The sequence below is a fragment of the Chryseobacterium gambrini genome, from assembly GCF_027920505.1.
Classification (GTDB): Bacteria; Bacteroidota; Bacteroidia; order Flavobacteriales; family Weeksellaceae; genus Chryseobacterium; species Chryseobacterium gambrini.
The window spans coordinates 949782-975997 of sequence record NZ_CP115857.1 but is presented as its reverse complement, the minus strand read 5'-3'; the positions used below and the strand labels follow the sequence as shown (position 1 = coordinate 975997).

General features: G+C 35.5%; 26 protein-coding genes. 14 read left to right on the top strand and 12 right to left on the bottom strand.

Going from position 1 to position 26216, the window contains the following annotated elements; genetic code table 11:
* Positions 1 to 25: 25 nt before the first annotated feature.
* Positions 26 to 976 (bottom strand): SPFH domain-containing protein, encoded by a 951-nt coding sequence (locus PFY09_RS04310; protein ID WP_076394624.1) that lies wholly within the window; start codon positions 974 to 976, stop codon positions 26 to 28.
* 238 nt (positions 977 to 1214) lie between these two features.
* Complete coding sequence (locus PFY09_RS04305; protein WP_271162329.1) at positions 1215 to 2570, bottom strand: deoxyguanosinetriphosphate triphosphohydrolase; 1356 nt, start codon at positions 2568 to 2570, stop codon at positions 1215 to 1217.
* A gap of 162 nt (positions 2571 to 2732) precedes the next feature.
* Between PFY09_RS04305 and PFY09_RS04300 the strand changes: the two genes are divergently transcribed.
* From PFY09_RS04300 to PFY09_RS04245, 12 genes are all read left to right on the top strand, one after another.
* Positions 2733 to 3275 (top strand): hypothetical protein, encoded by a 543-nt coding sequence (locus PFY09_RS04300; RefSeq protein ID WP_271161532.1) that lies wholly within the window; start codon positions 2733 to 2735, stop codon positions 3273 to 3275.
* Positions 3276 to 3367: 92 nt separating this feature from the next.
* Positions 3368 to 4183, top strand: a complete 816-nt coding sequence (locus tag PFY09_RS04295) for an SDR family oxidoreductase (RefSeq protein WP_271161531.1) — start codon at positions 3368 to 3370, stop codon at positions 4181 to 4183.
* A gap of 7 nt (positions 4184 to 4190) precedes the next feature.
* Positions 4191 to 4562 carry a DoxX family protein gene (locus PFY09_RS04290; protein WP_271161530.1) on the top strand — a complete coding sequence of 124 codons (372 nt, stop codon included), beginning with the start codon at positions 4191 to 4193 and terminating at the stop codon, positions 4560 to 4562.
* Positions 4563 to 4631: 69 nt separating this feature from the next.
* Complete coding sequence (locus tag PFY09_RS04285) at positions 4632 to 5549, top strand: helix-turn-helix domain-containing protein (protein ID WP_108409420.1); 918 nt, start codon at positions 4632 to 4634, stop codon at positions 5547 to 5549.
* Between the two features lie 175 nt (positions 5550 to 5724).
* Complete coding sequence (locus PFY09_RS04280) at positions 5725 to 6459, top strand: endonuclease (protein WP_271161529.1); 735 nt, start codon at positions 5725 to 5727, stop codon at positions 6457 to 6459.
* Positions 6460 to 7561: 1102 nt separating this feature from the next.
* Positions 7562 to 8278 carry an AAA family ATPase gene (locus tag PFY09_RS04275; RefSeq protein ID WP_271161528.1) on the top strand — a complete coding sequence of 239 codons (717 nt, stop codon included), beginning with the start codon at positions 7562 to 7564 and terminating at the stop codon, positions 8276 to 8278.
* An 8-nt stretch (positions 8279 to 8286) separates the two neighbouring features.
* Positions 8287 to 8655 carry a hypothetical protein gene (locus tag PFY09_RS04270; RefSeq protein WP_271161527.1) on the top strand — a complete coding sequence of 123 codons (369 nt, stop codon included), beginning with the start codon at positions 8287 to 8289 and terminating at the stop codon, positions 8653 to 8655.
* A gap of 61 nt (positions 8656 to 8716) precedes the next feature.
* Complete coding sequence (locus PFY09_RS04265; protein WP_271161526.1) at positions 8717 to 9433, top strand: ankyrin repeat domain-containing protein; 717 nt, start codon at positions 8717 to 8719, stop codon at positions 9431 to 9433.
* A 12-nt stretch (positions 9434 to 9445) separates the two neighbouring features.
* The gene (locus PFY09_RS04260; protein ID WP_271161525.1) at positions 9446 to 10273 is read left to right on the top strand and encodes a tetratricopeptide repeat protein; all 828 of its coding nucleotides are present in this window, start codon (positions 9446 to 9448) and stop codon (positions 10271 to 10273) included.
* A 4-nt stretch (positions 10274 to 10277) separates the two neighbouring features.
* Positions 10278 to 11165 carry a hypothetical protein gene (locus PFY09_RS04255; protein WP_271161524.1) on the top strand — a complete coding sequence of 296 codons (888 nt, stop codon included), beginning with the start codon at positions 10278 to 10280 and terminating at the stop codon, positions 11163 to 11165.
* An 86-nt stretch (positions 11166 to 11251) separates the two neighbouring features.
* Positions 11252 to 11824: a hypothetical protein gene (locus PFY09_RS04250; RefSeq protein WP_271161523.1), complete on the top strand. Its 573-nt coding sequence runs from the start codon at positions 11252 to 11254 to the stop codon at positions 11822 to 11824.
* A 110-nt stretch (positions 11825 to 11934) separates the two neighbouring features.
* Positions 11935 to 12759 carry a hypothetical protein gene (locus tag PFY09_RS04245; RefSeq protein ID WP_271161522.1) on the top strand — a complete coding sequence of 275 codons (825 nt, stop codon included), beginning with the start codon at positions 11935 to 11937 and terminating at the stop codon, positions 12757 to 12759.
* Between the two features lie 99 nt (positions 12760 to 12858).
* Here the strand turns inward: PFY09_RS04245 and gcvP are convergent, their stop codons facing one another.
* Positions 12859 to 15717, bottom strand: coding sequence for an aminomethyl-transferring glycine dehydrogenase (gene gcvP, locus PFY09_RS04240; RefSeq protein ID WP_076394646.1), 2859 nt, complete (start codon positions 15715 to 15717; stop codon positions 12859 to 12861).
* A gap of 339 nt (positions 15718 to 16056) precedes the next feature.
* Here gcvP and PFY09_RS04235 point away from each other — a divergent pair, with 339 nt between their 5' ends.
* A complete protein-coding gene (locus PFY09_RS04235; RefSeq protein WP_271161521.1) occupies positions 16057 to 17433 on the top strand; it encodes a hypothetical protein in 1377 nt (458 codons plus the stop codon).
* A 136-nt stretch (positions 17434 to 17569) separates the two neighbouring features.
* Here the strand turns inward: PFY09_RS04235 and PFY09_RS04230 are convergent, their stop codons facing one another.
* Complete coding sequence (locus PFY09_RS04230; protein ID WP_271161520.1) at positions 17570 to 17941, bottom strand: response regulator; 372 nt, start codon at positions 17939 to 17941, stop codon at positions 17570 to 17572.
* A 178-nt stretch (positions 17942 to 18119) separates the two neighbouring features.
* Between PFY09_RS04230 and PFY09_RS04225 the strand changes: the two genes are divergently transcribed.
* Positions 18120 to 19427: a PQQ-dependent sugar dehydrogenase gene (locus PFY09_RS04225; protein WP_271161519.1), complete on the top strand. Its 1308-nt coding sequence runs from the start codon at positions 18120 to 18122 to the stop codon at positions 19425 to 19427.
* Between the two features lie 146 nt (positions 19428 to 19573).
* Here the strand turns inward: PFY09_RS04225 and PFY09_RS04220 are convergent, their stop codons facing one another.
* The 8 genes from PFY09_RS04220 to PFY09_RS04185 form a co-directional block, all read right to left on the bottom strand.
* On the bottom strand, positions 19574 to 20182 hold the full coding sequence (locus PFY09_RS04220; protein ID WP_271161518.1) for a YciE/YciF ferroxidase family protein: 609 nt from the start codon (positions 20180 to 20182) through the stop codon (positions 19574 to 19576).
* Positions 20183 to 20269: 87 nt separating this feature from the next.
* Positions 20270 to 20866, bottom strand: a complete 597-nt coding sequence (locus tag PFY09_RS04215) for a Crp/Fnr family transcriptional regulator (protein ID WP_076394653.1) — start codon at positions 20864 to 20866, stop codon at positions 20270 to 20272.
* Positions 20867 to 21106: 240 nt separating this feature from the next.
* Positions 21107 to 21769, bottom strand: coding sequence for a MarR family winged helix-turn-helix transcriptional regulator (locus PFY09_RS04210; RefSeq protein WP_108411707.1), 663 nt, complete (start codon positions 21767 to 21769; stop codon positions 21107 to 21109).
* A 125-nt stretch (positions 21770 to 21894) separates the two neighbouring features.
* Positions 21895 to 22593, bottom strand: coding sequence for an SDR family NAD(P)-dependent oxidoreductase (locus PFY09_RS04205; RefSeq protein ID WP_271161517.1), 699 nt, complete (start codon positions 22591 to 22593; stop codon positions 21895 to 21897).
* A gap of 204 nt (positions 22594 to 22797) precedes the next feature.
* Entirely contained in the window at positions 22798 to 23079 is a 282-nt protein-coding gene (locus PFY09_RS04200; RefSeq protein WP_271161516.1) for a TIGR03643 family protein, read from the bottom strand.
* 185 nt (positions 23080 to 23264) lie between these two features.
* Complete coding sequence (locus PFY09_RS04195) at positions 23265 to 24743, bottom strand: cryptochrome/photolyase family protein (RefSeq protein ID WP_271161515.1); 1479 nt, start codon at positions 24741 to 24743, stop codon at positions 23265 to 23267.
* Positions 24728 to 26026, bottom strand: coding sequence for a DASH family cryptochrome (locus tag PFY09_RS04190; RefSeq protein WP_271161514.1), 1299 nt, complete (start codon positions 26024 to 26026; stop codon positions 24728 to 24730). Before PFY09_RS04190 ends, PFY09_RS04195 begins: the two co-directional genes overlap by 16 nt.
* A complete protein-coding gene (locus PFY09_RS04185; RefSeq protein ID WP_082423549.1) occupies positions 25978 to 26133 on the bottom strand; it encodes a DUF2256 domain-containing protein in 156 nt (51 codons plus the stop codon). The genes PFY09_RS04190 and PFY09_RS04185 overlap by 49 nt, the downstream gene beginning before the upstream one ends.
* Positions 26134 to 26216 lie beyond the last annotated feature (83 nt).

Below are 26216 nucleotides of genomic sequence, written 5' to 3'. Positions count from 1 at the left end.
CTCCGGAATTTCCGGAGGTTTTGCTTTATCTGCTGTTGTTTGTATTGTGATCGTGATCATTCGGCGGTTTAGGATAATTTCCTTTGGTCATTTCTCCTACTGTATTGGCAGTGGTCATGGCGGCCACAAGATCATTCAGCATTCCGCTTGCTGCGGTGGGCGAATTGGGCAGTAAAACAAGGTTGCTTCTGTTGCTTGCTCCCACAGAATGAAGCGTGTCATAATGCTGCGTTACAACAATAAGAGCAGATGCTTCGTGAGAATTGATATTAACGTTGTTCAGCATTCTTACAGACTCTTCCAGACCTTTTGCAATTTCTCTTCTCTGGTCTGCAATACCTTGTCCCTGCAGTTTTTTAGATTCTGCTTCGGCTTTTGCCACGGCTACAATTCTTATTCTCTGGGCTTCAGATTCGTATTCTGCGGCTGTTTTTTCTCTTTCGGCAGCGTTGATTCTGTTCATGGCGTGTTTTACTTGCTCATCCGGATCAATATCTGTAACCAGAGCTTTGATGATATCATATCCGTAACTCTGCATCGCTTCCTGAAGTTCTGCTTTTACAGCGATGGCAATATCATCTTTTTTTAAGAAAACATCATCCAGTTTTAATTTCGGAACTTCGGCTCTTACGACATCAAAAACATATGATGTAATCTGGTCGTGCGGACTTTCCAGCCTGTAAAAAGCATCGGCAACCTGAGTTCTGATCACCTGAAACTGAACGGAAATCTTCATTTTCACAAAAACATTATCCAGAGTCTTCGTATCAATCATTACATCCAGTTGCTGGATTCTGAGGTTCATTCTTTTTGAGATTCTGTCCAGATAAGGGATTTTAAGCTGCAAACCTGCATGACGGACGGAGTGAAATTTTCCGAGTCGCTCTACAATGGCTGCGGTTTCCTGTTTCACTGTGAAAAAAGAAGCAAATAAGGTTACCAATCCGATAAAAACAATAATTCCTAAATATGTCATAATTTGATTTTTTTATGGGGTGTAAATTTTTAATTAACTGAAAAACATTTGTCTGTGTTTGTTTAAATATATAAAAAATAATTTAAACGTTACAGCTATGACAATCAACAGTTGATATGCACGGAGAAAAAAGAAATTTACGGTGAGTTTAGGGCATAAAAAAACTTCAACAATTTTAAATTGAAGAAGTTTCTTATTTTTAAATACTAATAGTCGTTTTTGTATAACTAAAAAGCAATTACACCGTCATTCCGATGTCGATTCCTTTAATTTTACGGTAAAGATCGGTTGCATAATTATCCGTCATTCCGGAGACAAAATCAATTACGCCCAAAACTTTCTGGTAATCGGTTCCTTCATCGTATACAAACTGTTTAGGAAGCAGTTTTAACGCTTTTTTGTCGTAAGATTTCCTTTCATCATGTGATTTGAGAATAGACGGAATAAAATGATCCAGCAATTCGTACATTACATTATAACCTGCATTTTCAATTTCCACCACCGCTTTATGATTGTAGATTTTTTCTATCGAGAAAGATTCTATATCCTGTAAAGCATTATTTTCAGACTTATAAATATCCAGAAGACCTTTTTCTAAATTTCCTTCCAGAATGGTATTAAAGTTATTTTTATAAAGCTCAATCGATTTGTTGATTAATGCATTGATTACTTTTGCTCTTAAATAAGAAATCTGTTCGTTTTCATTTCCAATGGAATCCAGCTTGACTTTTACTCGATTTATATCGTCGGTTTCAGATTTTACCAGTTCAAAGAATAGGTTTTTGCAGTCCGCTGTGGAAACGATTCCCAATCGGTGAGCATCTTCCATGTCGATAATATTGTAACAGATATCATCTGCAGCTTCAACCAGCCAGACAAAAGGATGTCGCTTAAAAATACAAGGTTCTTCGCTTTCTGAAATTAAATTCGTGCCTTTTGCAATTTCAAGGAAAATATCTTTTTCGTTCTGAAAGAATCCGAACTTTTTACGGTGAATGATCCCTTTCTTTTTAGCAATGGCTTCACACGGATATTTGGCGATACTTGCCAAAGTAGAAAACGTAAGCTGAATTCCTCCCGCATCTTTTCCCTGCTGTTGCTGCGCCAGAACTCTTATTGCATTGGCATTTCCTTCAAAATTCACCAGATCCGCCCATTCTTTTTCATTGAATTTAGGCTTTAAATCAGATTCATTTCTTTCAAAATAACTCGCAATTGCATCTTCTCCGGAATGTCCAAAAGCGGGGTTTCCGACATCGTGACAGAGACAAGCCGCCGCAATAACGTTGCCTAAATTGTGAAGGTAAAAGTTTTTGGAATCTTCAGTAAGATCATTTTTAAATTCGTCATGAATAAACTCCCCCATCACGCTTCCCAGACTTCTTCCAACGGACGAAACTTCCAGCGAATGCGTTAAACGGTTGTGTACAAAAACACTTCCCGGAAGCGGAAAAACCTGCGTTTTATTCTGCAGTCTGCGGAAAGCCGAAGAGAAAATAATTCTGTCAAAATCCCTCTGAAAATCCGTTCTTGAAGCCTTTGTCTGTGGATTGTTTCCGGTACGCTGATTCGTGAAAATCTGGTTTAAGTTCATCATTTTTCAAAATTACTTCAAATTTTATTTTTTACGAACTAATCGGAAGAATTTTTCTGAAAAATATCGTGTTTCCCGCTTTTGTTTTTCCGTAAAATACCTGTGACATTTTGCAGATTTTCATCGTAATTTTAGGATCATTAACTCCAAAAAACTGAAATCATGTCCGAATTTTTTAAACAAATCCTTGGAAGCACGATTGTTACAGGATTTTTCACCGCAATAATTGCTTATTTCTTTCACAAAAGAACAGAAAAATACAATTCCGTTTTGAAAAGGGAATTTGAAGCGTTATCAAAAAAAGATACGGCTTATTTTGAATGGCGAAAAAATACCGTAGAATTGTTAGGACAGGTTTACATTCATCTGAACCGTTTAAAGCTTGCTTTTCAGAACAAATATTCTAAAATACAGAAATATGACGGATTTTATGAAGATGAAATTATTTTAAAATCCAATCAGCACATCAGAGATCTGCTCATCAATAACGGTCATGCTTTACCTCCTGAATTATTGGACGAAGCCACAAAACTGATCGAACATTTCGATGTGTGGTTAACGAAATACAACCAGATCAGGATTTCAGATCAAGATCACACAACCAGACAAATTTACGTGGGACCCGATGGTTTCCGTTTCCCTGAAAACGCCGAAAAACTGTTCAAAGAGAAATATATTGAAATGTTTAAAGAGCTTCATCGCTAGTTTTTGGATACAATATTCTGAGATTTGGCTACAAATATCCGGACAGATCGGCTGAAATTTGTATCATCATTAACAATTTAAATAAAAAAAAGATGGAATCAAAAATCTGGCTGATCACAGGAGCATCAAAAGGTTTTGGAAAAGTATGGGCAGAAGCTGCATTGAAGCGTGGAGATAAAGTAGCAGCAACGGCACGTAATACTGAAACGCTGAAAGAACTGGTATCTGAATATGGGGATGCCGTATTACCGGTAACATTAGATGTAGATAATAGAGAAGATTGTTTTTCAGCCGTTGAAAAGGTAGTCAGTCATTTTGGAAAATTAGATATCCTTATTAATAATGCAGGGTATGGACATTTCGGATATGTAGAAGAAATTTCTGAAGCTGAGGCAAGGCAGCAAATTGAAACCAATGTATTTGGTTCTCTGTGGATGATTCAGGCGGTTTTACCTATTATGAGAGACCAAAAAGCGGGACATATTTTACAGGTATCAAGTATTGGCGGAGTAATGGCGTTTCCAAGTCTGAGTATTTATCATGCTTCAAAATGGGCTGTGGAAGGAATATGTGAGTCTCTAAATCAGGAAGTTGCTCAGTTCGGCATCAAAACAACCTTAATAGAACCTGCTGCTTATGCAACAGACTGGGCTACGACTTCAGCAAGCCACAGCAAACCCATCGAGGCGTACAGCGCACTAAGGAACGCAATGCTTGAAAACAGCAAAAATATGTCTTTTGGTAATCCGGAAGCAACTGCCGATGCGATTTTAAAATTGACAGATGCCGAAAATCCGCCATTGAGACTGTTTTTAGGATCGCTTCCTTTGATGATGATTGAACCTGCTTACAGCAAAAGGCTAGAAACATGGAAAGAATGGAAAGAAGTTTCAGAAAATGCTCAATAGGTAAAAAATGAAAAAAGTAAAAATTATATTGCTTTATCTTTTAGCCGCTTTTTACTTTCTTATGGGTTTGATGCATCTCATTAAACCGGAACAGTATGATGCGATGATGCCTTCGTGGCTTCCATCGCATTCACTGCTGATTTTATTAAGCGGCGTTGCCGAAATTGCATTGGCAGTTTTGCTTATTCCGTTAAAAACAAGAGCAATGTCGGCTCAATTAATTATTGTAATGTTACTTGTTTTTTTCTTTGTCATCCACATTCCTCAAAGTGTTGATTATTACAGAACCGGTAACGAGAATTTTACAGCAAGCATAATAAGGCTGCCTTTTCAGTTTTTGCTGATTGCCTGGGCTTGGCTGTTTATAAAAGACAAATAATAAGAATCGAAATCATTAAAGCGGGACAGGATTTTGTTTTGCTTTAATGATTTTTTATAAGTTTGAAAGATGGGAAATAAAATACCGAATATAAAAATAAATTCCGTTTCTGAACTGCACAGTCTGTTGGGACTTTCAAAGCCATTGCATCCTCTGATAAGTCTAATAAAAATGGATGATATTGGACGTTCTGATACCAAAGGAAAAGTAAATTTTAGTCTTAATTTTTACGGAATATCTCTGAAGAAAAATCTGAAGGGAAAACTAAAGTATGGTCAAAATTATTACGATTTCGATGAAGGTGTATTGGGAATGACCGCCCCTCAACAAGTCTTATCGGCTGACAGTGAAGATAACTATGAAGTTTCGGGTTGGTGGCTGGTTTTTCATCAGGATTTTATTTTGAATTATCCGCTGGGCAAAACCATTAAAGATTATGGTTTTTTTTCGTATTCTATAAATGAAGCCCTGCATTTATCGGATAAAGAAGAAAAAATGTTAGAAGGAATTTTCAAAAGTATAGAGCAGGAATATCAGACTTCAATAGACCAGTTCAGTCAGGATGTCATGGTTTCCCAACTGGAATTATTGCTTAACTATTGCAACAGATTTTACAACAGGCAATTTCTTACCCGCAAAAAAGCAAGCAATGATTTGCTCGTTAAAATGGAAACTTTGCTTGATGAATATTTCAACAGTAATAAGATCATCGAGTCAGGACTTCCGTCTGTTCAGTATCTTTCAGAGCAGCTTCATGTTTCGCCCAATTATCTGAGTGATATGCTGAAGTCGCTAACGGGACAGAGTACGCAGCAACATATTCATCATAAAATTATTGAACAGGCTAAAGTGATATTAACCTCTACCAATTTATCCGTTGGTGAAATAGCTTATCAGCTTGGTTTTGAGCATTCTCAATCTTTCAATAAATTATTTAAAAGCAAGACCAATTTAACCCCAAAAGAATTCAGGGCCTCATTTAATTGAGAAGCAGAATGATCATAAAAAGATTCATTCCGGTCATTTGTTTAGGCTTATCCAGTTTTAAATTTATTATTGCCGGCAATCCTCACAAGAATCTGTCCCGAAATCCAAAACGTTTATGAATAAATAAAAATTCATGGCAAAATAATTGTTGTGTACATTTTCAAATTCATATGCTATGCCCGAAGGTCCACCGATTGTTCTGATGAAAGAAGATCTGCAGAAATTTGCAGGCGAAAAAGTAATGGAGGTAAAAGGAAGTTCGATTACTGAAACTACAGGAATTAAAGATCATATTTTACGCGAAATCAAAACCTTCGGAAAGCAGACGTTTTTAATTTTTGATAAAGCGAATATCCGAATTCATTTGCTGATGTTTGGTTCTTACAGCTTATTTGAAAGAAAAGATCAGGCGCAGAATCTTCGTCTGGGCTTAACGTTTAAGAACGGTGGAATGTATTTCTATACCTGCAATGTAAAAACGGTAAAAGACAAATTCTTAAAAGATATCGATTGGGAAGCCGATGTGATGAGCGATCTGTGGAATCCCGAAAAGGCAGAAGAAAGGTTAAAAGCAAATCCTGAAATGATGGTTTGTGATGCTTTGATGGATCAGGATATTTTTGCGGGAGTGGGGAATATTATTAAAAATGAAGCTTTGTTCAGAATTGGAGTTCATCCTGAAACTTTTATTAAAAATTTACCTTCAAAAAAATTAAAGGAACTGATTGCAGAAGCCAGAAATTACAGTTTCGATTTTAAGAAATGGAAAAAAGCGAATGTCCTGAGAAAACATTTTGAAGTGTATCATCAGGAAAAATGCCCGAAATGCGGTCTGGAAATTGTGAAAAAAGATACAGGAAAAGGGAAGAGAACGAGTTTTTTCTGTGAAAAAGATCAGAAATTGTATTAGAAAAATTCATCAGCCATGAAATTCGCGTATATTCTAATTCCTCTTGTGTCGGTTTCTGATCAATTACAGAAGTGGATTGAACCGCGGATTTATAGAAGCTGTTTTCAAAAGCGGTAAATGGACATTAAAAAAGACACAGACGATCGTAATTTGATTTATCGATCTTAGTTTGATCTGGATCTGATTCTTCTTTATAATTGAGTGAGTTTATATATTCCACTTTTATCATTTTCCTATATCATCCGGAAAAAATTTTGGGAAATAATTATTCTTCTTCAAAAATTTCTAATATGTTGATAGAAAATCAGGAAAAACACTATCATTTTTCGTCCTGAAAAAAACTGCTATTCTGTTTATTCTAAAAAATTTTATTCAAAAAAAATACTCGAAAATGTGCCTTTTAGAGTTTCTATGCTAACATTTCTTAATATTGCGGAGGTTAAATGTCAAAAATAAGTGAGATATTATTGTCCCCGAAAATGTTATTATGTATTGCATTTTTTCTTTTTTGGATTATCAACTTTTAAATACAAGCTGTGAAATAATTAACAGATCAATAAATTTTTACACATAAATTAAAAAAAGCCGTATTATTTTTTCATTTTTATATTAATTATTTGTAAACTATTTTTGTCATAATCTTAAACAAAAACCGCTTAAAACACTGATATACATCATGATTATTTATTTTGGAACCTTGTTTGAAAGTCGTAATATTGCAAATGTAAAATTGATAATAAATAGTCAAATAATTAAAAATTAAACAAAATGATCACTTACATCGGAATTGCAACATGTTTAGTAGTATTCGCCTCTTATTTTGCAGCAGCAAGAAGAGAAAGAAACTAATTTAGAAAGTTCTGATCTGGAGAAATTCAGTTCCTGAACAAAAAGACGAAATTATATTGTTATATGTTTTCAATCTGCAAAGATTGACTGCTCTTTTACTCAGCGTGAGTAAAAGGGCACAAAAAACATAGCGCAAGATTTTACACTAAGGAAGACAAATTTTAATTTTTATAATAGCCGATAGAAAGTCGAACATTCATTTGTTCGGCTTTTTTGTTGGATAACCTTTATCTTTGTATATAATTTCAGCAAAATGAATCTGTACAATCTTATTATTCAAGACAAAGAAGAAGTTAGCCTTAATGATGTTTTCCTTGATCCCCAAAATAAAGAACAGCTTGTACAGCTTATTAAAGAAAATACATTTTCCAAAGAACTTCTGGAATACGGACTTCCGGTAAACAACAAAATTCTTTTTCAGGGAAGTTCCGGCTGCGGAAAAACAATGACCGCAAAAGCCATTGCCAATGCTTTGGGAAAAAGCATCATCATCCTCAATTTAAGCAATATTGTTTCCTCCAGAATCGGGGAAACTTCCCAGAATATTAAAATGATCTTTGATAAAGCGGCAAGAGAAAGATCCGTTCTTTTTCTTGATGAGCTCGACCAGATCGGGAAAGCAAGAGGGAGCGACGATAAGGATGTGGGCGAAATGAGACGTCTCGTAAATACTCTTATTCAGTTGATTGATTATTTTCCGGAAAATGCCCTGCTTTTGTGTGCGACAAACCATCCTGAAATTATCGACACGGCTTTATTAAGACGTTTTCAGCTTAGAATAGATTATGCACTCCCTTCAAAACAATTTTTAGATGATTTTTATGACGATTTACTCATGAAGTTTCCGGCAGATTTAAGAAGTATAGACAGGAAATATGATGTTTCTTTTGCTGAGGCGAAAGATCATGCTTTTACGGTGGTGAAAGGGAATTTGATTAAATCATTGGAAGCTAAAGCGGAAAAGGTATAGTTTGCTAAATGAAATCAGGATTTTTTTTAGTTTTTCTGATGTTTTTGCTTTCGTGCTCTGAAAAATATAGTGGAGAAATTACTTTTAAAAACTGTAAAGTCAACTATCCTTTACATGATGAGGAAAAAGAAAGAAAAATTAATGATGAAGCTGTTACAAATCAATGGGAGTATGAGTCTGCTTTGCGCGAATTAGCACTTTGTTTGTGTGATGAATACGATCGGAAACCTACTAAGGAAATCAAAGATAAGATTATTGAAATCTACAAGTATAAATTCGAATATTATAACAGAAATGATTCTTTTGAGAAAATAAATTTTGATTCTATTTTAATGAATAGGAAAAGAATTTTTGATCCGGCAATGATCATTGATTAATAAGATATTGTTTTATATTTGGAAATTATAAATTTAAATTTCAAATAAAAACTTTAACCTTATGAAAACCAAAAGACTGTTTGTCGCTTTATCTCTATTTACGTTCAGCTCTGTATTTTCTCAAAAAATCTTTAATGCTATTGAAGGTCAGGACATCGAAAAGGTAACGAAATTATTGGAGAAAGGAGAAAATATAAACCAAAAATCAAAAGAAGATGGTTTAACGCCTTTATATTCTGCAGTAGGAACAGGAAACATAAAACTGGTTGAACTTTTAATAAAAAAAGGCGCCGATGTTAATACGCCTTTAGAAAGCACCGCAACTCCGCTGAATTTTGCTTCTCAGGAAGGATTTGTAAAGATTGTAGAATTACTTCTCAGCAATAAAGCAAATCCAAATTTCCAGGATGTTAACGGGTGGACTGCATTACGTTTTGCCACAAGAAATAACAGATTTGAGGTGGTAAAACTTCTAGTCGAAAATAAAGCTATGGTAGACTCCAGAGCAAAAGATCTTGCAACACCTTTCGCAAGCGCAATCAGTAAAGGCTATTTAAATATCGCGGAATATCTTATAAAAAACGGCGCTGATATTAATAATATCGATGCTGATCATGAAACCCCGATTATGTACTGTGCTCAGGGTGAAAATTTGGAAACGGTAAAATTTCTGTTTCAATATAAACCTGATTTAACGATTAGAAATAAAGACGGCAAAACAGCTTTGGATATGGCAAAAGAGAAAAATAACACAGAAATTGTAAAGCTTCTACAGTAAAAAATAATATAAATGTTGAGAAAATCACTCCTTACTTTTGGGTATATCCTTTTAATTTTCAATTCCTGCCAAAATAAATCAGAGGAAGCAAAATCTGCGACAAATGATATTGTTTTTAAAGATAAAGCAGGTCACATGATTACGAAAAGCGAATTAAAAAATACAACAGGAAAAATAAATTATGAAATTATGGATAATAAAAATATTGATCCAACAGCAAGAAAACTGCATACAGAAGCTAGAGAACTCGGGCAGTCAGGAAAGTATGATCTTGCCATTGCGAAACTTGAAGAAGCCATAAAAATTCAACCCGACTGGTCATATCCTATCTATGATCTTGCTTTTACATATCTTTTAAAAGGAGATTTCGATAATGCTTTAAAATTTTATAAAAAAACTGATGATCTTTCACCCAAAGGATTTTTCACTACAAAAACAGCTTTATACACTCTTCAAGGTGAACAGTCGGGAAAATTTCCTAAAGGTCTCTATTTAGCTTATCTGCAAATAGAATGGACGGATGATAAGGAACAGAAATTAGAAATTACCAAAACGCTGACCGAAAAAGTTCCTGATTTTGCTCCTGCATGGAAAGAGCTTGCGAATCTTGTGGATAACAAAGCAGAAAAATTTAACGCTATTGAACAAGGTCTGTTAAAAAATCCTGATGCAGATACCAAAGGAATTCTGGAAATAAACAAAGCAATTTTACTAGACCAAAATGGAAAGAAGGAAGAAGCCAAAAACCTTCTAGGACATCTTATTTTTTCATCTGATGCTACCACAGCCAATATTGAGCTTGCAAAATTCACTCTAAACTCAATAACTGAAAAAAAATAGCGAAATGGAATTAAAATTGATCAGAAAAGAAATCGAAGGAAGGCAGATTGAAGTATATACAGAATCGAAAAAATTTATCCTTGCCGGTAAAAAAGGGGATGTTAAAAATAGGCTTGAGAATTCTGGAGCCATAGTGAAAAAATTTAATAAAGAACAGGATGTTTATTTGCTGATCGGTCGCGATTTCTTTGTTTCCGGTAATTACAGTTACATCAACCGCAAATATCTTTTTGAAGATGAACTGCTGGAAAATCACTTACACCTCAGCTTTTTCCCAAATCTTAAAAGAGATTTCTACAATATGATCCGTGGTCTGCTTCAGCGCGAAGATCTGTACATTCATTATTTTTCGATCGGAAAACCTTTAAGCAATGAGGATTTCGACAAATATGAGAAAAAATTAAAAAGAAAAATTCCCACGGCTGTTAAGGAATTGTACAGCGCATTCGGTCATATTCAAATTTTATGGGATTATCGGGAACCTTATGTGAGCAGAAGAGTAAGAGCAGGTAAAGCATGGAATTTAGATGCCAATGACAATCACATCGGCTCCCTTCAGATACTGCCTTTAAAAACCGTTTTATTTGAAAAATGGGATGCGCATTTCGACGTGGATAATGATCTAAAGATATTTGATTTTTATTCAGAATACAATATGATCGCTTTAGATCTTGATTCAGGTGAAAACCCTACTGTGTACAAAGGAAATAATTATGGTAATACTTTTACAGATCATTCTACGATGAGCTTTACCGATTATGTTTATTTAGCGTTAAATCTTCACGGTTTGAGAGAAAGAGGAGGCTATTTTGTTTATTTTGCCAGTGATAACTTTCCCAAAGTAAAGCTTGAGGATGTGATTAAAAAACCATCTGAAATACCTTCAAGATAAATTGAAAATCTTAAGATTATAAAAAAACATTCGCTGAAATTAAACATTTTTAATACTTTAGGGCTCTAATTTAAAACTAATACACTATGGCAATCAATTTTGCATCAGAAGAAGAGAAAAACGGTTTCTGGGAACTTTCCAATACCATTCAGGCAGGAAACTATGAAGAAGCTTTAAACCTTTCTAAAAATTTACTCGAAAAATTTCCCGACAATAAAGCCATCTACCATAACCAGATCGGCGCAATGATCTATCTTTCCAAGAATGATTACTGGGGCGCAACATCGCACTATACCAAAGCTTTAGAATATGGTTTTGATGCGGATGTATGTGAAGATAATATCTGGGAATCTGCGGTAGATTCTTATAAATTTCTTATCGATAGTGAAGAAGGTTTCTGCTCACTGATGATTAAAGACACGCACGAATTTATTGCCGCCAATGATTTAATTAAAAAATACGAAAATCTTTTCCCGAATGGAAAATATGCTGATGAATCTAAAGAACTCAATTACATTTTTAATTTGACAAAGGAATTGCAGGAAAAGAATAATTATACTTCTTCGGCATTGCAGCAAAACTATTCGGAAAACTATCCGGATGGAAAACACCGCGAAGTGGTGACGGCTTTGTGTGAAATTATGGATAGGAATTTATAATTCTATATTAATTACGGATTGCTCTATTTGCAATATAAACGATAAACTCCCTTTCATTCCTGAAAGGGAGTTTAATATTTATCAAAAAATAATTTTTAAACCTTATATGTATGAAAACAATTTTAACAAACAGAATATCATTCGGAATTGGTGAATCTTTTTCAACAATATTTCTAATATTATTTCTTCTATCTATTTGTGTTTTTATATATCGAGTTTCGAAAAATAAGCAGAATGAAAAATATAAATTTACACTTGTTTCTCTTTCTTTACTATTAACCTTACATTTGATTATTTTTCCTTTTATATATACCTTAATGCTCAAAAATAACCCAGCCAGTTTTGAGTTTAAAACTACTATTCACACCAATCAAAAAAAGATAGTTCTTAATGAGTGGATTAATGATTCGCGGTCTCTTCCACATGAGATTAAAGATCTTGAGGAGATTGAACTTTCGAATTATAGTATTTTAAAAATGCAAATAAAGGAATTAAAGCGATTAACTTTTACAAGAGATTATGTAATTCACAGCGACGTTAATTTCAATATCCGACGAGATTTCGTGGGAACTATTTATATATTTAATAAAGAAGGTGTTTTAAAAAACAAATTGGATACATTTGGAAGTCGAGAAGAAATAGATTCAACTAAATTTGAAAGTGTCTTAAACAATAATATTAACTATCTTAAAAATGAACTTCAATATTATAAAGTAAAAAAGGCAGAACTTGATAGAAATAATTTTTGGACATTTGCAACAGTACTTCCTTATAGTATATCTTCAATATTTACAGGAAACATGTCTCCAATAACACCAATAGCCAATATATTTTATTCCTTTCATTATTTTATAATTTATTGTATCGGAATAGGTGTTTTTCTTCACTTTTTAATTTTGAACATCAATTTTTTAATTAGAAATCGAAAGTCTTAGCCTTCCAAACGAGATTGCTTCGTCGCTTCGCTCCTCGCAATGACATAAAAAATCCCTCTCATCACTGAAAGGGATTTTTCTATAGCTAAAAACTTTTAATTACATATAAGCTTCAATCGGCTCACAGGTACAAACTAAGTTTCTGTCTCCGTAAGCTTCGTCCACTCTGGAAACTGTAGCGAAGAATTTGTGGTCTCTTACCCAATCTAAAGGATAAGCTGCTTTTTCTCGGCTATATGGTTTATCCCAAGAATCGGAGATTACCAGTTGCTCTGTGTGAGGCGCATTTTTCAATACGTTGTTGGCTGCGTCTGCTTCACCATTTGCAATCTCATCAATTTCATGTTTAATGGCGATTAAAGCTTCTGCAAAACGGTCGATTTCTGCTTTGCTTTCAGACTCAGTCGGCTCAATCATTAAAGTTCCTGCAACCGGGAAAGAAACGGTAGGAGCGTGGAATCCATAGTCCATTAATCTTTTCGCCACATCGGCAACTTCAATTCCTAACGATTTGAACTGTCTGAAATCTACGATACATTCGTGGGCAACTCTTCCGTTTTCGTTTGAATATAAAATCGGGAAATGCTCTGCTAAAATTTCTTTTAAATAATTAGCATTCAGGATCGCGTGTTCCGTTGATTTTTTCAGACCTGAATTTCCTAGCATTTTGATGTAGGCGTAAGAAATATTCAGAATTAATCCAGAACCGTAAGGTGCTGCAGAAATACCTTCAATCGCTTCTTTCGATCCGATTCTGATATTTGCATTGGAAGGTAAGAAAGGAACTAAGTGTTTAGCCACACAAATCGGACCAACTCCGGGACCACCTCCTCCGTGAGGAATTGCGAACGTTTTGTGTAAGTTTAAGTGGCAAACATCTGCTCCGATGTTTCCGGGACTTGTGTATCCAACCTGAGCGTTCATGTTGGCTCCGTCCATATAAACCTGTCCTCCGTGTTCGTGGATCAAAGCTGTAATTTCTTTAATGTTGGCATCGAAGAATCCGTAAGTAGACGGATAGGTGATCATTACACATGAAAGATTTTCAGAATGCTGTTCTGTTTTTGCTTTTAAATCTTCGAAATCGATTTCTCCGTTCTCAAGGTTTTTAACCACAACAATTTTCATTCCTGCCATTGCCGCAGAAGCAGGGTTGGTTCCGTGTGCAGACTGAGGAATCAATACTACGTTTCTGTGGCCTTCACCTCTTGAAATGTGATATTCTCTAATCACCATTAATCCTGCGTATTCTCCCTGAGCTCCGGAATTCGGCTGAAGAGAAGTTCCTGCGAAACCTGTAATTTCAGCTAAATCTTTCTCCAGTTCACGGATCATTTCCTGATAACCTCCTGCTTGGTCAACCGGTACAAACGGATGAACAGAACCCCAATTGTCCCATGAAAGCGGTAACATTTGCGTTGCGGCGTTCAGTTTCATCGTACAGGAACCTAAAGAAATCATTGAGTGGGTCAACGATAGATCTTTTCTTTCCAGACGCTTGATGTAACGCATCAATTCTGTCTCTGTATGGTATTTGTTGAATACCTCTTCCGTAAGAATTTCATCTTTTCTTAAATTCTCTTCCGGAATACTGTATCCTTCTTTAATTTCTAATTTGAAAGTCTGCTTGTCTTTGAACTGGGCAAAAGAAGCCATCAGATAATTTAACTTATCCAATGTTGTACTTTCGTTGATCGCAATACTTACAACGCCTTCTGTGAAGTAGTTTAAGTTTAATTTGTGATCAAGCATCATTCTCATCAGTCTTCCTTTCTCATCTTCATTCATCGTGATTTTTACCGTATCAAAGATCGGTTCTTCCACGATTTCATATCCTAAAGCTTTCAGACCTCCCTTCAAAGCGTTGGCTTTGAAATGAATCTGATCTGCGATATAATTTAATCCTTTCGGACCGTGATAAACAGCGTACATTCCAGCCATAACGGCTAAAAGAACCTGAGCTGTACAGATGTTTGACGTTGCTCTTTCTCTCTTGATGTGCTGTTCTCTCGTCTGTAAAGCCATTCTTAAAGCACGTCTTCCGTACACATCCTGGGAAACTCCGATAATTCTTCCCGGAATATCTCTCTTATAATCTTCCTTACAAGAGAAGAATGCTGCGTGAGGACCACCGTAACCCAATGGAATACCGAATCTCTGCGTTGTTCCAACTGCGCAGTCAGCGCCCATTGAAGCCGGAGATTTTAACTTCACCAAAGCCATCGGATCACACGCTACAACCACCTGAAGATCTAATTTTTTATATTCAGCGATGTCATCTGTATAATCTAAAACAATTCCGTTTTTACCCGGATACTGCAATAAAACCCCGAAATAGGAACCATCCAGTTCATGTGTTTTATGATTTCCTTCTACAATTTCGATTTCAAGACCTTCCGCTTTTGTTTTTAATACAGATACTGTCTGAGGAAGCACAAGATCGGAAACAAAGAATTTATTGGCTCCTGCTTTTTTCTGATCTTTCGTTCTGTTGTTGAAGAACATATGCATTGCTTCTGCAGCAGCCGTAGATTCGTCTAATAATGAAGCATTTGCCAAGGCAAAACCTGTAAGATCACATACAACAGTCTGAAAATTAAGAAGCGCTTCCAGTCTTCCCTGTGCAATTTCCGCCTGATAAGGAGTATATGCTGTGTACCAACTCGGATTTTCAAAGATGTTTCTCTGAATAGCCGATGGCAACAACGTGTTGTGATATCCGAACCCGATGTAGCTTGTATAATCAGTGTTTTTCGATGCTAATTCCTTAGAATGGATCAGCATTTCATATTCTGAAAGCGGTTCTGAGATTTCAAGATCTTTTTCTAAACGGATAGAAGAAGGGATGGTTTGAGAGAGAAGCTCCTCGATACTTGAAACGCCAACTTTTTCCAGCATTGCCTGTTTATCGGCTTCATTTAAGGAAATGTGACGGCTCACAAACTGTTCTGTATTCATTTTTATTTATTAGATTTTGTTTGTAAAAAAGATTCGTAAAATTACGATTTTTTAGAAAATTGTACAACTAAATTAAAATCATAAATAAATAATATAAAGTATTTTAACTTATTTAAAATTAAAGCCTTTTTGTTGTCTTTTTAGATGTAAAATCTGTTAAAAATTATGTTTTTAAATAAATATTAATAACTTTTAACATTGAGTGTTTTGAAGATAATCATCGCTGGTTTTAGCTTATTATTTGAAACTTCATATATTGCAGCGAATTTTAAAATTACAATATTTATAAAACTAATAATACAAAAGGATATTTTAATATCTTTTACTAAACTCAAAATAATGAAATCAAGAGTAATAAAAACTTACAAAAAAGCAATAACAGGCTCATGCGGAAATACATTAATAAGTTATCCTTCAGAAGCTTTAATTGAAAAAGACAAAATATATACAGAACAAAAAGTTCTGATTCCCGAATTCTCTGTACCCGGAATTCTTGCAAAACCTGAACTAGAAGGATTAACCTTTCATTTCATGGCTTTTCCTACAATTTTTGAATATGCAGATTTCAGATTAATTGATAAAAATAAATACGAACTACTGGGTTTTAATGGTGAATCGGTTCCTGAATTCACTCCTGAACTTTTGGAGAAATATACTGAAGCAATGGAAATTCATTTTGAGGAAAGTAATGAACCAGCAACCTATGTAGAAAATGAAGAGGATCAATATGCTAAAGAAAATATTACACTTCTTACAGGTAAAGTAAAATGGCATTTCAGTAATTATCTGAGGAAGACAACTGAGGAAGAAAATGAAATACTTTATGAGCTCGAAGAGGAAGATGAGCTTGAATACGAAAATTTTGAAGAAAATTTTAACTATGCCACAGATTATAGTCTTCCTGTCTTCAAAGATGAAAATGGGAATACTCTGGAATTCGTCTGCCGCATTTACGCGCCGCATTTTCCGGGAACGCATTATATATTTTATTCGGAAGAAACAAAGTTAGTACGCCAGTTTTCGCAGTTTCCAAAAAGAAGAAATCGTAAGATTTATTTTAAAAAGACTAAAGATAAAATTATGGGGGTTTTAGAAGAAATGTCAGACCCTTCAAAAGTTCTTGCAGATCCTTTTTATTTTGATCAGCAGATTTTGTTACCAAAGTACAGTTTTCCGGGTTCTGTTGTAGATAAGAAATTTTCAGGTCTGAGATTTCATTTTGTTATGGCGCCTGTTTTTAATTCAGTCTTGGATTTTAGACTGACAGAAGATAATAAATACGAGTTACTGCGTTTTGATGATAAATCACCTGAAAATTTTACGCCAGAATTTATAGAATGGTGCAATAATGAGATTGATGATTATTTTAATGAAATTCCCGAACAGTCAGTTTACTTTACAGGTGATTCTGAAAAAAGTTCAGGTGATTTAATACTAACTTTTGGTACAGAATGTTCTTGGGATCAACAGGACTATATGAGAGAGAAAACGGAAGAAGAAGTTCAGGCAGATAATGATGCTTATCATATGAACATGAGAGATTCTTTTCAGGATAACGATTATGTTACAGATCTTGATGCACCTGAACTGAAGGATGAAAATGGAGAAACAATGAAATTTATATCGAAACTCTATGCCGGTAATGTATTCGGAACTTACTATTTATATTTTTCACCAAAAACACGATTAGTACGACAGTTTTTTCAATGTACTTGAGTCATTTAGAAAATTTTTTAAAGATTAATTTCATATATAAGTTGTTCTAAATTTGTTTGAAACTTTAACAATATCAATTAAAAAATCCTCCAAAATTTAAATTTGGAGGATCTATTTATAGTAGGGCAATGTTAATTTATTGAAGGTTAGGCTGTTTTATCAAATCTTCAATCTTCAAAATAACATCATCAATATCAAAAGGTTTTGGGATAAAAACATCCGCTTTGCATGAGTTTACAACGTTTGCCGCTTTTGCATGAGCGCTGATAATCATTACGGGAATATGAGAGGTTGCGGGATTTTCTTTGATCTGGTTGCATAAATCTGTTCCCAAACCATCCGGTAATTTCACATCCATGATAAAAATATCGGGAACTACGGATTGATCTCTGTTGTTAAATACTTCAGCATTGGCGAAAGAACGAACGTCATAATTCTCAAATGACAGGAGTAGCTGCAATGCATCTCTGATGCCTGTCTCATCTTCAACGATAAAAATTGTTTTCATATTCGTTGCATCGCAAAAACAAAGCCAATCTTAAACGAAATCTTAAATTAATGAAAAATTGAAGATCAATTTTATCTGATTCGGAAGAAATCGATTAATAATATTCATCCATATAAGTTATTTTCTTAAAGGAATACTTTTTGTAATCTCTGAGAAACAAAATCACAACTTAAAATATATGAAACATTATTTTCTACCCATGTTAACTTTGCTGACGTTGAGCTGCAAAGAAAATAAAACAGAAAAAACAGAGGGCAATACCGCCGTTACCAAAACCGATACGCTGAAGCTTCCTGCACCGGATGAAAAAAACAGCAAGACAAAATTCAGCAACGTATTGGGATGGTCTAAAGGAAAAGCGCCTGTTGCTCCTGAAGGATTTACCGTAACAAGATTTGCGGAAAATATTAAAAGCCCCAGAAATATTATTCAGGCTGAGAATGGAGACGTATTTGTGGTGTTGTCTAATTCTGAACGTACTGTTTCGGAGAAAATTAAAAATGACATCAGTGGTAAGAGTGATGCTGAAGTAGACGGAAAATCTGCCAACCGAATAATCCTTTACCGTGATACCAACAAAGATGGTATTCCGGAATCTTCCAGCGTATTTTTAGCCAATTTAAATCAGCCATACGGAATGCTCATCATCAATGATCAGTTTTATGTTGCCAATACAGACGGATTATGGGTTTATCCTTACAAACTGGGAGATGTAAAGATCACTAAGCCAGGGAAAAAAATCGTAAGTCTTCCTGCGGGTGGATACAACAATCACTGGACAAGAAATCTCATTGCCAATAAAGATCAGTCTAAAATTTATATTTCTGTAGGATCGGGAAGCAATGTAGGGGAAAACGGAATGGATAAAGAGGTGAGAAGAGCCAATATTTTAGAAGTAAATCCCGATGGAAGCGGGGAGAAAATTTATGCAGCAGGTCTCAGAAATCCTGTCGGAATGAGCTGGAATCCTTTAACCGGAGAACTCTGGACTGTTGTAAATGAAAGAGATGAATTAGGAGACGATTTAGTTCCGGATTATCTTACCAGTGTAAAACAGAATGCTTTTTACGGTTGGCCGTATTCTTACTTCGGTAAAAACGAAGATCCGCGAAGAAAAGGAGAAAGACCCGATCTTGTACAGAAAACAATAGTTCCGGATGTACCTTTAGGAAGCCATACCGCATCTTTAGGTTTAACATTTTATACAGGTTCTCAGTTTCCGGAAAAATATAAAAACGGAGCTTTCATAGGACAGCATGGATCATGGAACCGCTCATCTTTGGTAGGGTATCAGGTTGCTTTTGTCCCTTTTAAAAACGGAAAACCTTTCGGTTCATATCAGCCTTTTCTTACAGGTTTTATAGCAAATGAAGCAAAAGGAGATGTTTACGGAAGACCGGTTGGTGTTTTGCAGATGGCAGATGGATCTTTACTGGTCGCAGATGATGTAGGAGGAATCGTCTGGAAAGTATCTCGTAAAAATTAATGAAATTCAATAGATTATCAGAAAGCAGTCATTCAGGGCTGCTTTTTTATTAACCACATCGTTTTCATAGCAAATAAAAAATAGAGCCTGAATGATCAAGCTCTATTTATTTGATTTAAAAGTTCTTTTACCTTCCGTAAAATATTTTACAATGCTTTGCTGTTAAGATTGGTGTCTGCAACCTTTGTAAGCAGCTCATCACACTTTTTTTCTTCCTCCAAAGTGCTTAAAAGATGTTGAAGACAGTCTTTTTCTTCCAGTACTTTTGCGAAAGCCGCTAAAGTTCCGTAGGTGGCAATTTCATAATGCTCAACCTTCTGTGCTGCGGCAATAATTCCGGCATCTCTTACAGCTCCGGGTTCTGTTTCTTCGATAATGCTTTTTCCTTCATCCAGTAAACCCTGCATCGCATCACATTTTTTAGCCTGCGCTTTCTTGCCCAGAGCTTTGAAACATTCTTCCAGTCTTTCCACATGACCTTCGGTTTCTGTGATGTGGTTTTCTATAGCAGTTTTCAGCTTTTCATGCGTTGCATTTTTCATCATGGTAGGCAAAGCTTTTAGTAAAGCTTTTTCTGCCCAGTAAATATCTTTTAAAGAATCCTCAAAAAGGTCTTTCAGCTCTTTTGCTGCATTTTTCTTTGCAGGCGTTTTTGCGGCTGCCTTTGTTGAGGTTTTAGCGTTTGATTTTACATTTGTTTTCGCTGACGTCGGTTTTTTCGCAGGTGTTTTTTTTGTTGCGGTCTTCGTTTCCATAATATACTATTTTAGTGTTTGGTTGCTGGTGAATCTGCAACTATAAGACCACTTTGGCTCAAAACACACAACTGTGGTATGAAAAGATCAGACGAAGATTTTTCTGTTGATAATTTTCAGATAATTTTCCTTTTCAAGTCTTTTCACTGCTCTCACCACTGTTTCCACTCTTAAAGCAGTAATAGCGGCAATTTGCTGTCGGGTCAGCGGAACTTCGTATGAATATTTCGACTGGTCTTCATAAAAACTTTTATGATAATCTAAAACGCCTACGATTCTTGTTTCCGGACGAAGAGACGAATTGTTTTCCAGCATAATATATTTGTAATAAAGTCTTTCGGACAAGAATTTGTTGATGTCTCTTGAAATTTCAGGATTTTCGTCTAGAAGCTTTACGAAATTTTGTTTCGAAAGTCTTAATACAGTACATTTTTCAAAAGTAACGGCATTTACTGGATAGGTCTGATCAATGAACAGCAAAAGTTCGCATACACTCAGTCCTCTGTCCAGAATGGCAAGAATAAGTTCCCTGCCTTCATCATTGTAATGGTTCAGTTTTATTCTGCCTTCTACAACCTGATAATAATATTTTGGTTTTTCCCCTTCATTAAAAATGGTTTGATGGCGATCGAAAGTTTCTTCTTCTGCGCCATAGTGGAGTAAAAGTTCTTCTGATATTAGCATATATAAGATTTTGTGATGATAATGATGGTATTGGCGGAAGCGGATTAATTAAATTTAAAAATAAAAAAATCATACCATTATAAAGAATATCACAATATTCTGTTGTCTGATTGGGGAAATTATGCTAAGATTCAGACATTTATTTTTTCTATGTGAATGTATAATTACGCATAAAACTTTCAAACAAAACAAAAATGTCTGAAAGTTTTTACGAATTTTAAAATTTGTTGGTAAATATATTTATGAATGCCTTTTGTGGGCAACCAAATCCATTACTTTTCCAATATCTTCATTTCTGTATTCCGAGTATACGTGCGAATGAAAATCATTCAGTTTTCTGAGCAATTCCAGAAGTTCGGTTTTTTCTTTATTTTCCAGTTTTCCGGCAAGAATTCTCGACGTCATATTTACCTTTTCAACAGAACGGTGGAAATAATCTTCACCTTTTTCGGTGATGTTGAGACGCTTGCTTCTTTTATCTTCGCTGTCGTTCTTTTCTTCGATTAAGCCATATTCCAGAAGACGTTTGATGATTTGGGTTCCCGTCTGTTTTTCGTGCCCGTTTCTTTCAATCAGTTGAATTTTAGTAAGATTCGGTTCATCTTTCAGTCGGTAGAGATAGGTAAATTCTTCATTGGCGAGTTCAGGAAAATCATTCAGTCCCTTTCGGATCAGTTGTTTAGAATAACGTCCCAAAAGCAGAACCTGTTTGCAGATTTCATTTTCTGTGAACGAAACCTGATGCTGTTCATTTTTAAAAAGCTTGGTCGGACTCTCTTTTCTGTATTTTTTATCATTCAGCCAAAGACGGAAATCCTCGACCGTAGAGTGAGGTTTATAAGCTTCGGAATTTTCAAATTCTTTAACCTGATGCAGCAAATCAATGAAAAAATCAGTATTCATAGTGCAAATTTAATCTAAGTATTTTAAATATTTTTTTATAATCTTATAAAGAGGTTTAAGAATCTAAATCCTCCAACGCTCCAACTCTCCAACGCTCAAACCCCTCCAACTCTCTCTCAATAAAGTTAAAGTTTCACACTTCCCATTCCGCCATCAATTCCGAAAACCTGTCCTGTGATCCACGACGATTTATCCGAAACAAGGAAAGCCGTCATTTCCGCGATTTCTTCCGCCGTTCCCACTCTTTGCAACGGATGTCTTTTCGCAGACGCTTCTCTTTTCTCGGGTGTTGCTAAAAGCTGTGATGCTAAATTCGTGTCCGTTAAAGATGGTGCAATCGCATTGACCCTGATTTTCTGAGCCGAAAATTCTGCCGCCAGACTTTTCGTAAGACCTTCTACAGCGTTTTTACTCGCCGCAATCGAAGCGTGAAAAGGCATTCCCAATTTTGCTGCCACTGAGCTGAAAAGCACAACAGAGGCACTTTCCGACTTTTTAAGATTCGGCAACAGTTTCTGAATAATTTTAACCGCTCCCAAAACATTGATTTCAAAATCATTCTTAAAATCATCCACAGAAAGTCGGTTAAAAGGTTTTAAATTAATGCTTCCCGGTGCATAAACCAATCCATCCACCACTTCAGGGAAAGTAATTTCATCTAAATTTCCCGAAAGAATATCCATTGCGTGAAATTCAATATTCGGATGACTCAGTTCAGGATTTTCCGTTCTGGAAATTCCAATGATTTTGTGTTGTTCTGCAAGAATTTTTGCCGTTGCTAATCCGATTCCCTTTCCGCAACCGATGATGATTATATTTTTCATAATGATTTATTTTTAATTTTTTGAACATGAAGGTTTTATTTCGAGACACTTCGACAGGCTCAGTGTGACATCTCTAATACAGCTCATTTAATAATCTGCATTGTGAGACTAATCTTGTTAAGGTTTTTATTTACAATGCTTTTTTGCTCTTTTGCAAAACTTTATTTCCAAACAATTCTTTTGTGCCTTTTGCGGTTAAATCAACTACCTTTTCGATATTTTATTATTGCTGATAATTCGCTGTCTGCTGCATTTAAAGCGATCGATTTCTTCACTTCTTTTCTTCAGGTGTTTTTGGCTCACTCCCGAATTCACTCTTTTTCTCCAAAGTTTAAAACTCGATTCCTTCAGTTCCGAACGCATCAGTTCAATTACTTCCGATTCGCTGATTCCGAACTGGAATTGTATCGCTTCAAACGGCGTTCGGTCTTCCCACGCCATTTCTATGATTCTGTCGATTTCTTTTATGTTGAGGTTTGTATTCATTTTTTGGATTTTGATAAATATTCTATCAATTGCATCGGGCTTTAGCCCGATGTTGAAGTTTAATTTACAAAAGGCTTTAGCCGAAATATATTTTAAGTTTTGGCTAAAGCCAACCATTTTATTTCTTTTTGCAAACGGGTTAAAACCCGTTCCTATTGATATTAAATTCTTTTATTTTTAAAAAATCATTTCAGATTTCCAATAAATTCCTTCGCCGTCTTAAAATGCTGTTTTCGTTTTTCTTCAGGCATTTTCTCCAGTGTTCTCAGCATCATTCCCAATCTTGGGTTTTTGGCAAAAAAATCTTTATTGTCGTTGATAAAATTCCAAAACAGCCCATCCCATTGTTCCGCCCATTCTCCGTCAGGATAATCACTCATTTTTTTTATATAATTGCTTCCGCTGATGTACGGTTTCGTGCTCATCTTTCCGCCGTCTGAAAAACTGCTCATCCCATACACATTCGGAACCATCACCCAATCGAAAGAATCGATGAACATTTCCATAAACCATTGATAGACTTCATCCGGATTGAACTGAGCAAGATTCATAAAATTGGCAAAAATCATCAGTCGTTCGATGTGATGGGCATAACCTGTTTTCAGGATTTTCTGGAGCGAACTGTCAATCGGGCGGATTCCTGTTTTGGCGGTGTAAAAAGACTCCGGAAGTTTTTGCTTGTGTTTCCAGTAATTTTTATTCCGCTGATACGTTCCCTGATAAACATAAACCCCGCGAACAAATTCTCTCCAACCCAGAATCTGGCGGACAAAACCTTCCAAAGAATTCACCGGAATATCGTGATCTTTTGCAAATGAAATCGCTTTTTCCAGCACATTTTCAGGTGTTAAAAGTCCGACGTTCATTAATGGAGAAATCACACTGTGATGCAGAAAATATTCCTTTTCCACGATGCTGTCCTCGTAAACGCCAAATTCCAGAAAGCGGTTTTCAAGAAACTGTTCCAGCCAATGTTCAGCTTCCTTAAAAGTAGTCGGGTAGAGCTGTTCATCCGTAAGCGTTCCGTAATTCTTTGCAAAATGCTTTTCGGTATATTGTTTTGCTTCCTCGTAAAATTCATTGTTTTTCGGAAAATGAATTGCGGGCGCTTTTTTATTTTTCGGATATTTTTTCCGGTTTTCGGTGTCGTACGTCCATTTTCCGCCCAAAGGTTTTCCGGCTTTCATCAGGATATTTCGGGTAATTCTTTGCTGCTTATAAAAATCAGTCTGATGATAAGATTTTTTACCCTCAAAATAATTTTTCAGGTCTTCTTTGGTATTGATGAAAAGCGGACTATCCAAAATTTCGAGTTCCAGTTTTGTTTTTTTTAATCTTTTTTCCAGCCAATTGTCGCAAACATCCGTTGTTTTTATCGTTGTAAAATTTTCTTTTTCAAGTTTCGGAATTAAATTTCGGATGTCGCTGAATTTCGATGAACTTTCAACATATTCAACTTCAAAACCTGCCTTTTTTAATTCAGTTTCATAAAATTTCATTGTCGAACGGTGAAACGCAATCTTCTGTTGATGAAATGAATACTGTTTAAAAAACAGAAATTCCTCTATCAAAAATACAGGCTGACTTTTATCCAGATAATCCGTATCCTCGAAAAGCTGATGCGGAAAAATCAATTGGGCGGTATGTTTTACTGCTTTAGCCATAAACGTCTGAATTTTTGATTGGAATCATACATTTCTGCCTGTTTTTCAGGGTTAAAAGTCCGGTCACGATTGTCATTTCCGACTCCGGCAAGATACATCCAGTTGCCGTAATTGCTGTGAACATCATAATCAATCAGCATTTCCTCAAAATACGCCGCTCCGATTCTCCAATCATGTTTCAGAATTTTGCAGAAATAGGAAGCTACATTTTGACGACCGCGATTGCTCATCCATCCTGTATTTTTCAGTTCAAGCATATTCGCATTCACGAAATCGGAATCCGTTTCTCCATCCTTCCATTTTTGAATCAATGTTTTATTGTTTTCCGCGAAATATTTTTGATGATTAATTCCGCTTTTCCAGAAAATCAAATCTTTATACTGTAAAGAAACATATCTGAAAAAATCCCTCCAAAGCAGCTCAAAAATCAACCAATACGTTGAATCATTGGCTCCGAATTCTTCCTCATATTTTTTTATTTCGTGGTAAATAGTTACCGCAGAAAGGCTTCCATCCGACAGCCAAGCCGAAAATTTCGAACTGTAATCTGTTCCCACCAAACCGTTTCGGGTTTGCTTGTACTGACTCAGATTCTGTGTTTCCGAGAAATAATGATGCAATCTTTTCAATGCTTCATTTTCTCCGCCCGAAAAAGGAAAAGCAGTTCTTTCGTCCGTTTCAAAATCTTCAAAACCGAGCGATTTTAACGAAATGGTATCACTTTTAAAATGAATTTCCGATTTATCGGACATCAAATCTTCCGATTCAAATTCAGGGCGGATCAGCATATTTTTTTCAATTTTCTGCCGGAACGCGGTAAAAAGCATCGGAATTTTATCCAAAGTCTTAAAAACAAAAAGCGGATGAACCAGAAACTGAGAATACGATTTTTCCCAAACGGCAGCCGGAACCAGACTTCGGATTTTCGTCTGAAGTTCCGTTTCCTCTTTCGTCCATTCTTCCTGACAGAAAATCTTCACGATTTCAAATTCCTCGGAAATTTCTTTGAAAACATCTTCCGTTTTGCCGTATTTAACTAAAAAAGGAATCTTCTGTTTCGCTAAATTCTGCTTTAAATTTTCTACACTTTCCAACAAAAATTTTGCACGGTATTTTCCGATTTTTCTTGAACCGAACTGTTTTTGAGCAAAAAATTCAGCGTCAAAAACATACACCGCAAGAAAAGGTAAGTCTTCCTGCATCACATTGTATAAGGATTCTGAATCTCTCGTTCTCAAATCTTTGGTGAACCAGAGGATGTTGATTTTTTGTTTTTTCGGCATCTTTCGCTGCAATATTTTACTTCGTCCCAGTTTTTTTTCCACTTTTTCCGCCAGTTGAAAGGCAGTCCGCAGACTTCACAGATTTTGGAGGGTAATCCTGAAGGCATATTTTTTATATTAAACTTTAATTCAGATACAATTGTAATGTTAACAGGTCGCTCCTACGGAGCTTCCTTTTTACGGCTTTCTA

What these genes read in the sequence shown, in the direction of transcription:
- PFY09_RS04310 (WP_076394624.1), bottom strand. Translation starts at nt 976, where the DNA reads ATGACATATTTAGGAATTATTGTTTTTATCGGATTGGTAACCTTATTT.
- PFY09_RS04305 (WP_271162329.1), bottom strand. Translation starts at nt 2,570, where the DNA reads ATGAACTTAAACCAGATTTTCACGAATCAGCGTACCGGAAACAATCCA.
- PFY09_RS04300 (WP_271161532.1), top strand. Translation starts at nt 2,733, where the DNA reads ATGTCCGAATTTTTTAAACAAATCCTTGGAAGCACGATTGTTACAGGA.
- PFY09_RS04295 (WP_271161531.1), top strand. Translation starts at nt 3,368, where the DNA reads ATGGAATCAAAAATCTGGCTGATCACAGGAGCATCAAAAGGTTTTGGA.
- PFY09_RS04290 (WP_271161530.1), top strand. Translation starts at nt 4,191, where the DNA reads ATGAAAAAAGTAAAAATTATATTGCTTTATCTTTTAGCCGCTTTTTAC.
- PFY09_RS04285 (WP_108409420.1), top strand. Translation starts at nt 4,632, where the DNA reads ATGGGAAATAAAATACCGAATATAAAAATAAATTCCGTTTCTGAACTG.
- PFY09_RS04280 (WP_271161529.1), top strand. Translation starts at nt 5,725, where the DNA reads ATGCCCGAAGGTCCACCGATTGTTCTGATGAAAGAAGATCTGCAGAAA.
- PFY09_RS04275 (WP_271161528.1), top strand. Translation starts at nt 7,562, where the DNA reads ATGAATCTGTACAATCTTATTATTCAAGACAAAGAAGAAGTTAGCCTT.
- PFY09_RS04270 (WP_271161527.1), top strand. Translation starts at nt 8,287, where the DNA reads ATGAAATCAGGATTTTTTTTAGTTTTTCTGATGTTTTTGCTTTCGTGC.
- PFY09_RS04265 (WP_271161526.1), top strand. Translation starts at nt 8,717, where the DNA reads ATGAAAACCAAAAGACTGTTTGTCGCTTTATCTCTATTTACGTTCAGC.
- PFY09_RS04260 (WP_271161525.1), top strand. Translation starts at nt 9,446, where the DNA reads ATGTTGAGAAAATCACTCCTTACTTTTGGGTATATCCTTTTAATTTTC.
- PFY09_RS04255 (WP_271161524.1), top strand. Translation starts at nt 10,278, where the DNA reads ATGGAATTAAAATTGATCAGAAAAGAAATCGAAGGAAGGCAGATTGAA.
- PFY09_RS04250 (WP_271161523.1), top strand. Translation starts at nt 11,252, where the DNA reads ATGGCAATCAATTTTGCATCAGAAGAAGAGAAAAACGGTTTCTGGGAA.
- PFY09_RS04245 (WP_271161522.1), top strand. Translation starts at nt 11,935, where the DNA reads ATGAAAACAATTTTAACAAACAGAATATCATTCGGAATTGGTGAATCT.
- gcvP (WP_076394646.1), bottom strand. Translation starts at nt 15,717, where the DNA reads ATGAATACAGAACAGTTTGTGAGCCGTCACATTTCCTTAAATGAAGCC.
- PFY09_RS04235 (WP_271161521.1), top strand. Translation starts at nt 16,057, where the DNA reads ATGAAATCAAGAGTAATAAAAACTTACAAAAAAGCAATAACAGGCTCA.
- PFY09_RS04230 (WP_271161520.1), bottom strand. Translation starts at nt 17,941, where the DNA reads ATGAAAACAATTTTTATCGTTGAAGATGAGACAGGCATCAGAGATGCA.
- PFY09_RS04225 (WP_271161519.1), top strand. Translation starts at nt 18,120, where the DNA reads ATGAAACATTATTTTCTACCCATGTTAACTTTGCTGACGTTGAGCTGC.
- PFY09_RS04220 (WP_271161518.1), bottom strand. Translation starts at nt 20,182, where the DNA reads ATGGAAACGAAGACCGCAACAAAAAAAACACCTGCGAAAAAACCGACG.
- PFY09_RS04215 (WP_076394653.1), bottom strand. Translation starts at nt 20,866, where the DNA reads ATGCTAATATCAGAAGAACTTTTACTCCACTATGGCGCAGAAGAAGAA.
- PFY09_RS04210 (WP_108411707.1), bottom strand. Translation starts at nt 21,769, where the DNA reads ATGAATACTGATTTTTTCATTGATTTGCTGCATCAGGTTAAAGAATTT.
- PFY09_RS04205 (WP_271161517.1), bottom strand. Translation starts at nt 22,593, where the DNA reads ATGAAAAATATAATCATCATCGGTTGCGGAAAGGGAATCGGATTAGCA.
- PFY09_RS04200 (WP_271161516.1), bottom strand. Translation starts at nt 23,079, where the DNA reads ATGAATACAAACCTCAACATAAAAGAAATCGACAGAATCATAGAAATG.
- PFY09_RS04195 (WP_271161515.1), bottom strand. Translation starts at nt 24,743, where the DNA reads ATGGCTAAAGCAGTAAAACATACCGCCCAATTGATTTTTCCGCATCAG.
- PFY09_RS04190 (WP_271161514.1), bottom strand. Translation starts at nt 26,026, where the DNA reads ATGCCGAAAAAACAAAAAATCAACATCCTCTGGTTCACCAAAGATTTG.
- PFY09_RS04185 (WP_082423549.1), bottom strand. Translation starts at nt 26,133, where the DNA reads ATGCCTTCAGGATTACCCTCCAAAATCTGTGAAGTCTGCGGACTGCCT.